The sequence below is a fragment of the Pseudomonas sp. NPDC087614 genome, from assembly GCF_044743485.1.
Lineage (GTDB): Bacteria > Pseudomonadota > Gammaproteobacteria > Pseudomonadales > Pseudomonadaceae > Aquipseudomonas > Aquipseudomonas baetica_A.
Genome location: NZ_JBIUWN010000072.1, coordinates 1 through 11986, shown reverse-complemented (window position 1 = coordinate 11986; position 11986 = coordinate 1). Strand labels below are relative to the sequence as shown.

Sequence of the window (11986 nt, the reverse complement as noted above, 5' to 3'; positions counted from 1 at the left end):
AACCATGCATTCACGCACGCCCTCCCTGACAGTGATTGACGGACGAGGCCTGCCAGTCCGCAAGGTCGCCTACCTGCGAAGCATGGCAGGCAACACGTCAAGCACCCTGGTGATCTGCCAGGAACACGATTTAGCCGGGCGTCTGATCACGCAACGCGACCCGCGCTTGTCCATGGAGAACACGGCGACTGTTTATTCGTTGAATGGCAATGCGGTGCTTATCGACAGCGTGGATAGCGGCTGGCGTGTGGTGCTGCCAGGGCTGGCCGGTGAACCTTTGCGCAGGTGGGATCAGCGCGGCAGCCATTGGCGCACGTGCTTCGATGAACAACTGCGGCTCGTGGCCGTCGAGGAAAATGGCGAGGTCGATGTCGATGTGTTCACCTATTCCGACGCCTCGGCCGAAGCCGGATACAACCGTCGCGGCCAATTGCAGGAACAGAAAGACCGTTCCGGTTCGTTGCTCACAGACAGCTTTTCCCTGACCGGCCAGCCGCTGAGCGAAACCCGCACGTTCCACGACGGTGAGCCGTTCACCACTCACCATGTGTTCAGCCCGCTCGGCGCGCTGCTCGAGCAGACCGACGCCGGCGGCCATCGGCGACGCTCGCGCTACGGCCTGGCCGGGCACCTTCGGCAGGTACAACTGTTGATCAGCGGCCAGAGCCAATGGCAGCCCGTGTTGCTTGATGCGCAGTACAACGCCGCCGACCAGATCATCGAGCAGCAGGCCGGTAATCTTGTCCTCAGTCGCTGGACGTACGACCCGGCAGACAGTCGTCTGCACACTCAGTCCAGTCGCAAAGACACCGGCGCAGTGCTGCAAGACCTCGAATATTTCTACGACCCCGTCGGCAACATTACCCGCATCGAAGACCACGCCTTCCAGCCGGTCTATTTCGCCAACCAACTGGTCGACGGTCACCGTGATTTCAGCTACGACTCGTTGTACCGACTGGTCAGCGCCAGCGGTTACGACGACGGCCCGCTCTCGGACATTCCCGGCCTGCCAACGCCCACCGACCCTAACAACCGCCTCAACTACACCCAGACCTACACTTACGACACCGGCGGCAATCTGGTGAAACTGGTGCATGTACGGGCCGGCGCCAACCGCACCGTGCAGATGCGCATTGATTCAGTCAGCAATCGCGGCGTGCGCTGGAAACCGGATGATCCGGAGCCTGACTTCGGCACACTGTTCGACCGCCACGGCAACCAGCAGAACCTGCAACCGGGACAGGCCATGCACTGGAATGCACGGGATGAACTGCAACGCGTGACGCTGATTGCCCGAGACGGCACTGATGACGATGCCGAACACTACCGTTACAGCCAGGGCGTGAGGGTGTTCAAACGCCATGAAACGTACACCGACAGGACTGTGCACTTTCATCAGGTGCGCTACCTGCCGGGCCTGGAAATCCGCAACAAGGACAACTGCGAAGAACTGCACATCATCTCGGTAGGCAGTGCGCGTTGCCTGCATTGGGCGAAAAAACCACCCGATGAAATCGCCAATGACCAAGTGCGTTACAACCTCGAAGATCATCTCGGCTCCTGCGTGATGGAGCTTGATCAACAGGGCGACCTGATCAGCCAGGAGGGTTACTACCCGTTCGGTGCCACAGCGTGGATGGCCGCACGCCACGCCGTCGAAGTGAGCTACAAATTCATCCGTTATTCGGGCAAGGAGATGGATGTCAGTGGCTTGTACTACTACGGCGAGCGCTACTACTCGCCGTGGTTACAGCGCTGGATAAGCGCCGACCCGAATGGCGATGTCGATGGCCTGAACCTGTACGCCATGGTTGGCAACAATCCACTCCTGTACGTCGACAGGACCGGCGGAAAAAAAGCCGTATTCGAATTGCTTGGCGACTTTCTCGGGATGCTGGACAAGGCTCAGACAGCGGCGAACCAGATACATAATCTGGCGACTGAATTCGACGGGCTTGTTCCGGAAAACGCCGACATCAACGAGCTGCGTGCAAGTATGACTTTCGGCACCTTCCTCAAGTCAAAACACGGCATAAAATCGGTCTTCAAGGGAATAGCTGCGGGAGGTACGGTAGTCGGGCTCTTGGGCAGCGTCGTACCGGGTGCCGGGAATGCCATCGGCCTGGCAGTCGGTGCGGTTGTCGGAGCCGTGGCGATGCCTTTGTTACGCTACCACTTCTTCAAGAAAGGTCTGAAGTTGGCGCAAACGCTACACACTCAAGAACTCAAGGATGGCCTGAATACACTCGGCGAGACTGTTTCAAACGGGGTCGAAACAGTAAAGGACCTGGTCAATGGCGGCGCCGCCCTGATCGACGGCATCAAAACCTTCACCAATAACCTCAATGCCTACTCTGAGGATATTCAGCAAAGGTTCTACAAACAGCTGGACTCACTGGATGACGAAAAACAACGTCAAGTCATGAAGCTGGCGAGGACCGGAGTCGACCCGTTCGATGCCATCGACAGGATAAAGGAAACAGCTCAGACAGTACTCAACGCGCGTAGCGAAGCCGAAGAGGTTACCGAACGTCTGCAGCAACTGGAACAATCAATCGCTGAAGAACCGAGATCCAGACCCGTTCCCAAACCGAGGTTGAATCTCCAGCTTCGACGCCAGGCGCGGGAAACCGCTGTCTGAGCGACGTGGTTCGCGCGAACATCGCGCTTCGCCACGTGGGCGCATGCTATCGTGCCCGCCCGTCCTGCCGACCCTTCGCCCAGCATGCTGCCGACTTCCCGTACCTTGCGTCTGTCGTTGTATACCCTGCTGATCATTGCCGGCGCAGCGCTTGCTGCCATGCTTGCGATCCGCCACGCCGAACGCCAGGCGCTGGAGGAAGACGCCGCCCGCGCCAACCAGCAACTGGCGTTGTACGCCAATTCCCTGCACACCCTGATCGACCGCTACCGCGCCCTGCCCGCCGTGCTGGCGCTCGATCCGCAATTACGTTCGGCGCTGGCCGGGCCGGTCGATGCCGACGAGCAGGCGGCGCTGAATCTCAAGCTGGAAAAGATCAACGGCGCGGCGCAATCCTCGACCCTTGAACTGCTTGATCACACGGGCCTCGCCGTAGCGGCGAGCAACTGGCGCTTGCCGAGCAGTTACGTCGGCCACAATTACGGTTTCCGCCCCTACTTCAGCCAGACCCGCACCCAAGGCACCGGGCGTTTTTACGCGGTGGGCGTGACCAGCGGGATTCCCGGCTACTTCCTCTCCAGCGCGGTACTCGGCGATAACAATGAGTTCCTGGGGGCGATGGTGGTCAAGCTGGAATTCCCCGAACTTGAACGCGAATGGAGCCAGGGCAACGACACGCTGTTGGTCAGCGATGCACGCGGCATCATTTTCATCGCCAACCAGCCCGGCTGGCGCTATCGCTCGTTGCGACCGTTGAGCGCCAGCGATCTGGCCGAGATCAAGGCCACCCGTCAGTACGACAAACAGTCGCTGGTGCAACTGACCCATCTGTCGCTGCGCCTTTTCGATGACAACAGCGAACTGCGCCGGGTCGAAGGCCCGCAAGGCACAGCAGATTATTTGTGGGAATCGCTGCCGCTGGCCGCCGAAGGCTGGACGCTGCACCTTTTGCGTCGCCCGCAAGTGGCATTCGAAGACCTGCGCAACGCCGGGCTCGCCGCTGCCGGCGTGTGGCTGGCGCTGGTGTTTCTGCTGCTGTTTCTCAACCAGCGCTGGCGCCTGTCGAAAATCCGCCAGCGCAACCGTGAAGAGCTGGAGCAACTGGTCGAGGAACGCACTCGCGAGTTGCGCACCGCACAGGACGGTCTGGTGCAATCGGCCAAACTCGCGGCATTGGGCCAGATGTCCGCCGCGCTCGCCCACGAAATCAATCAACCGCTGACCGCTCAGCGCATGCAACTGGCGACGCTGCGCCTGCTGCTCGACCATGGCCGGGTCGATGACGCCTATAAGGCACTCAAACCGGTAGACGATATGCTCACGCGCATGGCCGCCCTCACCGGCCACCTGAAAACCTTCGCCAGAAAAAGCCCCGGCGGTTTGCGCGAGCGCCTGGATCTGGCGACGGTGGTTGATCAGTCCCTGCAACTGCTCGATGCGCGGCTGCGCGACGAACAGGTCAGTCTGGTGCTGCACCTGACTCGTCCGGCGTGGGTACGCGGTGATGCGATCCGTCTGGAACAAGTGCTGATCAACCTGTTGCGCAATGCACTCGATGCGATGCAAGGCAAACCGTGCAAGCGTCTGGAAATACGCCTGCAGGCCGATGAGCAACTGTGGCAACTGAGCGTCAGCGACAATGGTGGCGGCATTGCCGCAGAGCATCTGAACCAGGTATTCGATCCGTTCTTCACCACCAAACCGGTGGGCGACGGTCTGGGTCTGGGCCTGGCGGTATCTTTCGCCATCGTCCATGAGTCCGGTGGACGTTTGAGTGTGGAAAATGGCGAGACCGGTGCGGTGTTCACCCTGTCTGTGCCGATCGATCTGGAGGCACGTATCTGATGCTCAATTCGGTAATGGTGGTCGATGACGAAAGCAGCATTCGCAGCGCAGTCGAGCAGTGGTTGAGCCTGTCGGGCTTTGAGGTGCAACTGTTCAGCCGCGCCGAAGAATGCCTCGCCGCACTGCCCGCGCACTTTCCCGGAGTGGTCCTCAGCGATGTGCGCATGCCCGGTCTCAGTGGTCTGGAACTGCTGGCCGAGGTGCAGCGCCGCGATGCCGACTTACCGGTGATTCTGCTCACCGGTCACGGCGATGTGCCGATGGCGGTCGACGCGATGCGCGACGGCGCCTACGACTTTCTGGAAAAACCGTTCAGCCCGGAAACATTGCTCGGCAGCCTGCGCCGGGCCTTGGAAAAACGCCGGTTAATCCTGGAAAACCGTGCCCTGCACGAGCAGGCCGACAACCGCGCCAAACTCGATGCGACGTTACTCGGCGTGTCCCGTGGGTTGCAGACGCTACGCCGGCAGGTACTGGATCTGGCAGCGTTGCCGGTCAACGTGCTGATCCGTGGCGAAACCGGCAGCGGCAAAGAGTTGGTGGCGCGTTGTCTGCACGATTTCGGCCCGCGTGCGGACAAACCATTCGTGGCGCTCAACTGCGCGGCGATCCCGGAGCAATTGTTCGAGGCCGAACTGTTCGGCCATGAAAGCGGTGCGTTTACCGGGGCGTCCGGCAAGCGCATCGGCAAGCTCGAATACGCCGATGGCGGCACGCTGTTTCTCGATGAAATCGAAAGCATGCCGCTGGCTCAGCAGGTGAAGTTGCTGCGGGTGTTGCAAGAGCAGAAGCTTGAGCGCCTGGGCTCGAACCAGAGTATTCGGGTGGATTTACGGATCGTCGCGGCAACCAAACCCGACTTGCTCGATGAAGCCCGGGCCGGACGTTTTCGCGAAGACCTGGCGTATCGCCTGAACATTGCCGAGCTGCGCCTGCCACCGTTGCGAGATCGCCGCGAAGACATTCCCTTGCTGTTCGAGACCTTCGCCCAGAATGCCGCTCTGCGTCTGGGCCGCACCTTTCCACCCTTGAGTGGTGCGCAGTTGAGTCATCTGCTCAGCCACGACTGGCCGGGCAACGTGCGCGAACTGGCCAACGTTGCTGAACGTCAGGTGCTGGGGCTGGATGAGCCGGCACCGGGAATTGATCCGGGGCAGTCGCTGGCAGCGCAGCAGGAGGCGTTTGAAGCGCAGTGCTTGCGCGCCGCGCTGACCCGGCACAAGGGCGATGTGAAAGCGGTGCTCGAAGAGCTGCAACTGCCGCGCCGCACGTTCAATGAAAAGATGCAGCGCCATGGGCTGACTCGGGAGATGTTTGTTCCAGGCAGTTGAATGTTGCGGTGCCGGTTCGGGCCACTTCGCGAGCAAGCCCGCTCCCACAGTGGTCGGCAGTGTTCACACGGTCTGTGTTCAGCACAAAACCCTGTGCAAGCGTGGCTTGCCCGTGAAGAGGCCGGCACAGGCAATAAAGACCTGCCCACCTCAATGAGCAATTTTCCGCTCACCACCCACCAGCCATAAGCGGATTTCCGCTCAAAAAAAACCGCCACCCCCTCTAAACCGGCCCTCTCCCCGTTGGCACAGCTCCTGCTATAGCCCCAGCAGGCTGCGTTTCTACGCGCTCCACAAAAACAATTAAACCAAGGATCCTTCAATGGATAACTCCAACGCCCTGCCTCTTGGGTCGGCTGCCGTGCCGGTCAAAGAACGAACCACCGCCAGCCGGATCAAGTCGATCTTCAGCGGTTCCGTCGGCAACATGGTCGAGTGGTACGACTGGTACGTCTATGCCGCCTTCTCGCTGTACTTCGCCAAGACCTTTTTCCCCGCGGGCTCTTCCACCGCGCAACTGATGAACACCGCCGCGATCTTCGCCGTGGGCTTCCTGATGCGCCCGATCGGTGGCTGGCTGATGGGCCTGTACGCCGACAAAGTCGGGCGCAAGAAAGCCCTGATGGCTTCGGTTTACCTGATGTGCTTTGGCTCCTTGCTGATCGCCCTGAGCCCCAATTACGAAACCATTGGCATCGGTGCACCGATCCTGCTGGTGTTTGCCCGTCTGCTGCAGGGCCTGTCGGTCGGCGGCGAATACGGCACCTCGGCCACCTACCTGTCGGAGATGGCGACCAAGGAACGTCGCGGTTTCTTCTCAAGCTTCCAGTACGTGACCCTGATCTCCGGCCAGCTCATCGCGCTGGGCGTGTTGATCGTGCTGCAACAGACCCTGACCACCGAGCAGTTGTACGCGTGGGGCTGGCGTATTCCGTTCGCCATCGGCGCGCTGTGCGCAGTCGTTGCGCTGTACCTGCGTCGCGGCATGGAAGAAACCGAGTCGTTCACCAAAAAAGAAAAAGCCAAGGAAAGCGCCATGCGCACCTTGATGCGTCACCCCAAAGAGCTGTTGACCGTGGTCGGCCTGACCATGGGCGGCACACTGGCGTTCTACACCTACACCACCTACATGCAGAAGTACCTGGTGAACACCGTCGGCATGAGCATCTCCGACTCGACCACCATTTCCGCGGCCACGCTGTTCCTGTTCATGTGCCTGCAACCGATCATCGGTGGCCTGTCGGACAAGATCGGTCGTCGTCCGATCCTGATCGCCTTCGGCGTGCTCGGTACGATCTTCACCGTGCCGATCCTGATGACCCTGCACACCATTCAAACCTGGTGGGGCGCGTTCTTCCTGATCATGGCAGCGCTGATCATCGTCAGCGGCTACACCTCGATCAACGCCGTGGTGAAAGCGGAATTGTTCCCGACTGAAATCCGTGCGCTGGGCGTCGGCCTGCCGTACGCACTGACCGTCTCGATCTTCGGCGGTACTGCCGAATACATCGCGCTGTGGTTCAAGAGCATTGGCATGGAAAGCGGTTATTACTGGTACGTCACCGCGTGCATCGCCGTGTCATTGCTGGTGTACATCACCATGAGAGACACCCAGAAGCATTCGCGGATCGTGACGGACTGATCGGGTTTCACAGCCACTGCAACGGTGGCTGTGCGGGTCCCTTCGCTGGCTTGCCAGCGAAGGGGTAACTCGGTATCAAGTCAACTCGGCAGTAGCGTGTTGTGTGCCATTACGTTTCTGCGCATAAGAAGCCCCCACGATCATCGCCAGCAGAATCCCCGCCAGCACCGCCGACGAACCAATGGTGCCGAAGTCCAGCCCACCCTTCTCATGAGACTTGGTCATCAAGTCGCCCAGCGTTGCGCCAAACGGCCGCGTCAATACGAACGCCACCCAGAACAACAACACTGTCGAAATCTTCGTGAAGTACTTGAGCAGCACCACCACAGCAATGGTCGAGCCGATCAGCAATGCGCCGCCGGCAAAACCAAGCCCCGAATCGTCGGCCAGGTAATCCCCAAGCGCGGTGCCCAGGGTGTTGGAAAACAGAATCGCCATCCAATAGAACATCTCGCCACGCAAGGTCTGCACCTTGCTGACATTGAGCGAGTCACCGCTCAGTCGCCACGCCGAGAAGATCGCCAACAGAATCGCGATCAGGATCATCGAACCGGTGGCGTAACCCAAATCCAGCGTGCGGTCCATGAAGTCGGACATGGTGGTGCCGGCGGTGCTGGTGGACAAAATCACGATCCAGTACAGCAGCGGCTTGTAGGTCTTGGCCATCAATTGCGTGATCAGCGTCAGGACGAACACGCTGATCAGAATCAACGAGCTGATCGCGTAGCCGACATTGAGGGTCATCGACAGCAAATCCCCCGCGGTTTCCCCCAGGGTCGTCGCGCAGATTTTCATGATCCAGAAAGCCAGGGTGATTTGAGGCAGTTTATTCATCGCGGGTAACGCTCCATTGTGTGACGGCCGGTTCTTGGTTTTCTGGCCGAGGGCAGACTGGCGTTGCAGCGGTGAAAAAGCGGTCGGGAATTCATGAAAAATCTGTCACAAACGGCAAAACAGCGATTAATCGCTGATTAATCCTGGCGCTGCATCCTGCCAACACCTGATCGATGACCTGCGTGTCGTTCGCTGCGAAGACGTAAGCGATTTAAATGCGCCGCCCTTAACATCAAATTAATCGATTGTTTTTAGCATTATTTTGCGCTTTTTAATCAGCTTTATTGGCGTAGCATTCAACCCATGCAAGACACACCCCCAACGAATCTGGAGTAACGAACATGAAAACCAAACTGATCCTCGCCCTGACCCTGTCCGTACTGGCCGCCAACACCTTCGCAGCCGACGGTTTTGATCGCACCGGCTCGGCCATTGCCGCCGACGGCTACGACCGCACCGGCTCCGCCATCGTCGCTCAAGACGGCTACGACCGCACCGGCTCCGCCACCGTCGCTCAAGACGGCTACGACCGCACCGGCTCCGCCACCGTCGCTCAAGACGGCTATGACCGCACCGGCTCCGCCACCGTCGCTCAAGACGGCTATGACCGCACCGGCTCCGCCACCGTCGCTCAAGACGGCTACGACCGCACCGGCTCCGCCACCGTCGCTCAAGACGGCTACGACCGCACCCAATCAGCTTCGATCAGCTGATAATTCATTAACCAGCGCACAGCCCGGCTTCGGCCGGGCTCAGTCATTTCTGGGGCAAACAAAATGTAGGGTTCCACACAAAAACCCTGTGGGAGCGGGCTTGCTCGCGAAGGCGTCCGTTCAGTCGATACTGATGGCAACTGACACGACCTCTTCGCAAACAAACCCACTCCACAAGATTTGCATTTGTCTGGAAATTGCATCACCCGGCTTGCACTATTGCCCCTACCCAATGCACTCCAGGATCCCAAGCCATGCCCGATGACATCCATTTCTACGAACCCGCCCACGGCCACGGTCTGCCCCACGATCCGTTCAATGCCATCGTCGGCCCGCGCCCTATCGGCTGGATTTCTTCGCAGGATGCCAACGGCCAGTTGAATCTGGCGCCCTACAGCTTCTTCAACGCCTTCAACTACATTCCGCCAATCATTGGTTTCTCCAGCGTCGGACGCAAAGACAGCCTGAACAACATCGAACAGACCGGCGAATTCGTCTGGAACCTCGCCACCCGCCCGCTGGCCGAGCAGATGAACCAGAGCTGCGCGATGGTTGCACCTGAGGTCAACGAGTTTGAATTGGCAGGCCTGACGACAGTCGCATCAAGGGTGATTTCCGTGCCCCGCGTCGCCGAAAGCCCGGTGTCCTTCGAGTGCAAGGTCACGCAGATCATTCAGTTGCAACGCGCCGATGGCGAGACAGTGCCGAGCTGGCTGATCCTCGGCGAAGTGGTCGCCGTGCATATCGCCAAGTGGCTGTTGAAGGATGGGATCTACGACACCGCCGCGGCAGAACCGATTCTGCGCGGCGGCGGGCCGGCGGATTATTTCCAGCTAGGGCCTGAAGCCCTGTTCAAGATGTGGCGACCGGGGGCCGCCAAGTAACGGATTACCAGATCAACTCGGCGTTTTCAGTGACGCCCTTGAGGCGATCCAGCTCATTGATGGCAGCGTCATCGGCGGCGATGGCGCCGGGAAACACCTGATCATCCAGCAATTTGTGAAAGCGCGGTGCACCGCCATCCACCAGGGCCTTGACCGCGATTGCCGCGTAATAACCCTTGTTGCCACCCAGTTCGACGGGGACGACTGCGGAAACTGCTTCGAAGTGTTCGAACTCTTTACGTGCCATGTCGCAAGTCCTGGCTCAGTCAATTAAGCCGGACATTAAACCCTCAACCGGCGAGTTTGTGTACCGGTGCCGAACATTGGCCGAGGGCCTGGGCTGGCGAGACATCCTTGAAGGTGTGGAAATCCAGACTGTTGACCACGAGCTCCTGCACCAGCTCGGCGAAGATTTCCATCGACGGGCTGCTGAAATACGCGGTCATCGTCTGCTGATTGCTCCAGAAACCGCAGACCATCCACAACTCGGGATCACACTGCGAATGCTGCAAGGCAAAGCTCAGGCAACCGGGCGCGGCGCGGGACGGTTCGATCAATGCGCTCAGGCGCACACCGAGTTCCGCCGAGCGCCCGGCGCGCGCTCGAACCAAGGCCATATGACTGACGGGAATCTGCTTGGACATGTTCAACCCTCCCAGGGAGTCGCGTGGCAGCCGGGGACGGGCTGCGACAGGATCCAAGATTAAGGGGCGAGCGCCAGGGGCCGTTAGTCGATTCCTGCCGTCGCGTTGCACAATCCTGCGAGACTGCGCGTTGTCGCTGCAACCGTCTGTAAAACCTCGTCACATGGCTGTCACATGCGTTTCAAGCAAGTTCCAGGCTCTGCGTCCCGCTATGGGCGGGAACATGAGCAACACCGCGCAGAATCAGGCAAGCATTTCGCAGAATGTGTCTACCGTTCACGCTTGCACAAACATATGCTCTGCTCCACTCCACATCCCTTGCCGAGGATGCCGTGCATGACGTCATTCGATCCGATTCAAGCCCCACTCGACGCCGACATGGAAAAGCAACGCGCTGAACTGGCGGCGATCATTCGCCGCAACACCACGGACGATGGCAGTTACGCCACGGCCATCGGCTCGCTGTTCATGTCGCGCCACACAAAGTCCCACGACTTCGCCCCGGTGCTGGCACAACCCGCCCTGTGCATCATGGCTCAGGGTCGCAAAGAGGTGCGACTGGTCGACGAGTTCTTCAATTACGATCCGCTCAATTATCTGGTGGTCTCGGTCTCGATGCCGCTGAGCGGGCGCGTGGTCAACGTGTCGCCGCAAGATCCGATCCTCGCCGTGCGTCTGGACATCGACCCGGCTGAGATCACCGCACTGATCGCCGACGCCGGCCCGCTCGGTGTACCGACCCGGCCGACCGGACGCGGTTTGTACGTTGAAAAAATCGACAGTGCGATGCTCGACGCGGTGCTGCGTCTGGCCCGTTTGCTGGATGCGCCGAAAGACATCGCCATGCTCGCGCCGCTGATCCGTCGGGAGATTCTCTATCGCCTGCTGCGCAGCCCGCAGGGCCATCGACTGTATGAAATCGCGATTGCCAACAGTCAGAGCCACCGCATCAGCCAGGCCATCAAATGGCTTAACGGCAACTTCGAGCAACCGCTGCGCATTGACGATCTGGCCAAGGAAGTGAACCTCAGCGTGTCGACACTGCATCATCGTTTCAAAGCGATGACGGCGATGAGCCCGCTGCAGTATCAGAAGCAATTGCGCCTGCAAGAGGCGCGGCGTCTGATGCTGGCCGAAGGGCTGGAAGCGTCGGCGGCAGGGTATCGCGTGGGGTATGAAAGCCCCTCACAGTTCAGCCGCGAGTACAGCCGTTTGTTCGGCGCGCCACCGCTGCGGGATCTGGCGCGGTTGCGGCAGTCGGTCTGATCCAGACTTTTTACTGTGTTCGCTGCCCTCATCGCCAGCAGGCTGGCTTCCACAGTGGTGGTGTCCACAACATCTGTGTTCACTACGAACCCCCGTGGGAGATTCTATGGTTCATGCCTAGCCCCTAAACCGCTTTAGGGGAGTATTCGCTCTGGTTTTTCAACAGAGCAAATACCACCCGGGCAA

Annotated in this window: 10 protein-coding genes; 7 read left to right on the top strand and 3 right to left on the bottom strand. The window is 59.7% G+C overall.

From position 1 onward, the window contains the following. The first annotated feature begins 4 nt into the window (after positions 1-4). The 4 genes from ACIOWA_RS22170 to ACIOWA_RS22155 all read left to right on the top strand — a co-directional run bounded on the left by ACIOWA_RS22170 (position 5) and on the right by ACIOWA_RS22155 (position 7459). Positions 5-2641 carry an RHS repeat domain-containing protein gene (locus ACIOWA_RS22170; protein WP_401161947.1) on the top strand — a complete coding sequence of 879 codons (2637 nt, stop codon included), beginning with the start codon at positions 5-7 and terminating at the stop codon, positions 2639-2641. Positions 2642-2725: 84 nt separating this feature from the next. Continuing rightward, positions 2726-4486 (top strand): ATP-binding protein, encoded by a 1761-nt coding sequence (locus tag ACIOWA_RS22165; RefSeq protein WP_339466634.1) that lies wholly within the window; start codon positions 2726-2728, stop codon positions 4484-4486. Further along, positions 4486-5817: a sigma-54 dependent transcriptional regulator gene (locus tag ACIOWA_RS22160; RefSeq protein ID WP_339495139.1), complete on the top strand. Its 1332-nt coding sequence runs from the start codon at positions 4486-4488 to the stop codon at positions 5815-5817. The genes ACIOWA_RS22165 and ACIOWA_RS22160 overlap by 1 nt, the downstream gene beginning before the upstream one ends. Positions 5818-6139: 322 nt before the next feature. Beyond that, positions 6140-7459 carry an MFS transporter gene (locus ACIOWA_RS22155; protein ID WP_221734371.1) on the top strand — a complete coding sequence of 440 codons (1320 nt, stop codon included), beginning with the start codon at positions 6140-6142 and terminating at the stop codon, positions 7457-7459. A gap of 75 nt (positions 7460-7534) precedes the next feature. Here the strand turns inward: ACIOWA_RS22155 and ACIOWA_RS22150 are convergent, their stop codons facing one another. Next, entirely contained in the window at positions 7535-8293 is a 759-nt protein-coding gene (locus tag ACIOWA_RS22150; protein WP_401161945.1) for a hypothetical protein, read from the bottom strand. Positions 8294-8634: 341 nt separating this feature from the next. On the opposite strand from ACIOWA_RS22150, the gene ACIOWA_RS22145 reads away from it, so the two are divergent. Both ACIOWA_RS22145 and ACIOWA_RS22140 read left to right on the top strand, forming a co-directional pair. Beyond that, the gene (locus tag ACIOWA_RS22145) at positions 8635-9006 is read left to right on the top strand and encodes a heme utilization protein (protein ID WP_401161943.1); all 372 of its coding nucleotides are present in this window, start codon (positions 8635-8637) and stop codon (positions 9004-9006) included. Between the two features lie 254 nt (positions 9007-9260). Continuing rightward, positions 9261-9890, top strand: a complete 630-nt coding sequence (locus tag ACIOWA_RS22140; RefSeq protein ID WP_339434056.1) for a flavin reductase family protein — start codon at positions 9261-9263, stop codon at positions 9888-9890. A gap of 4 nt (positions 9891-9894) precedes the next feature. Here the strand turns inward: ACIOWA_RS22140 and ACIOWA_RS22135 are convergent, their stop codons facing one another. Then, positions 9895-10137, bottom strand: a complete 243-nt coding sequence (locus ACIOWA_RS22135; protein WP_401161940.1) for a hypothetical protein — start codon at positions 10135-10137, stop codon at positions 9895-9897. 43 nt (positions 10138-10180) lie between these two features. Further along, positions 10181-10534: an antibiotic biosynthesis monooxygenase family protein gene (locus ACIOWA_RS22130; protein ID WP_339434058.1), complete on the bottom strand. Its 354-nt coding sequence runs from the start codon at positions 10532-10534 to the stop codon at positions 10181-10183. A gap of 336 nt (positions 10535-10870) precedes the next feature. Here ACIOWA_RS22130 and ACIOWA_RS22125 point away from each other — a divergent pair, with 336 nt between their 5' ends. After that, positions 10871-11800, top strand: coding sequence for an AraC family transcriptional regulator (locus ACIOWA_RS22125; RefSeq protein ID WP_339434059.1), 930 nt, complete (start codon positions 10871-10873; stop codon positions 11798-11800). Positions 11801-11986 lie beyond the last annotated feature (186 nt).

Bases quoted from the DNA above. Each gene is read 5' to 3' on its own strand.
- ACIOWA_RS22165 (WP_339466634.1), top strand. From the start codon at position 2,726: ATGCTGCCGACTTCCCGTACCTTGCGTCTGTCGTTGTATACCCTGCTG.
- ACIOWA_RS22135 (WP_401161940.1), bottom strand. From the start codon at position 10,137: ATGGCACGTAAAGAGTTCGAACACTTCGAAGCAGTTTCCGCAGTCGTC.
- ACIOWA_RS22145 (WP_401161943.1), top strand. From the start codon at position 8,635: ATGAAAACCAAACTGATCCTCGCCCTGACCCTGTCCGTACTGGCCGCC.
- ACIOWA_RS22130 (WP_339434058.1), bottom strand. From the start codon at position 10,534: ATGTCCAAGCAGATTCCCGTCAGTCATATGGCCTTGGTTCGAGCGCGC.
- ACIOWA_RS22125 (WP_339434059.1), top strand. From the start codon at position 10,871: ATGACGTCATTCGATCCGATTCAAGCCCCACTCGACGCCGACATGGAA.
- ACIOWA_RS22160 (WP_339495139.1), top strand. From the start codon at position 4,486: ATGCTCAATTCGGTAATGGTGGTCGATGACGAAAGCAGCATTCGCAGC.
- ACIOWA_RS22150 (WP_401161945.1), bottom strand. From the start codon at position 8,293: ATGAATAAACTGCCTCAAATCACCCTGGCTTTCTGGATCATGAAAATC.
- ACIOWA_RS22140 (WP_339434056.1), top strand. From the start codon at position 9,261: ATGCCCGATGACATCCATTTCTACGAACCCGCCCACGGCCACGGTCTG.
- ACIOWA_RS22170 (WP_401161947.1), top strand. From the start codon at position 5: ATGCATTCACGCACGCCCTCCCTGACAGTGATTGACGGACGAGGCCTG.
- ACIOWA_RS22155 (WP_221734371.1), top strand. From the start codon at position 6,140: ATGGATAACTCCAACGCCCTGCCTCTTGGGTCGGCTGCCGTGCCGGTC.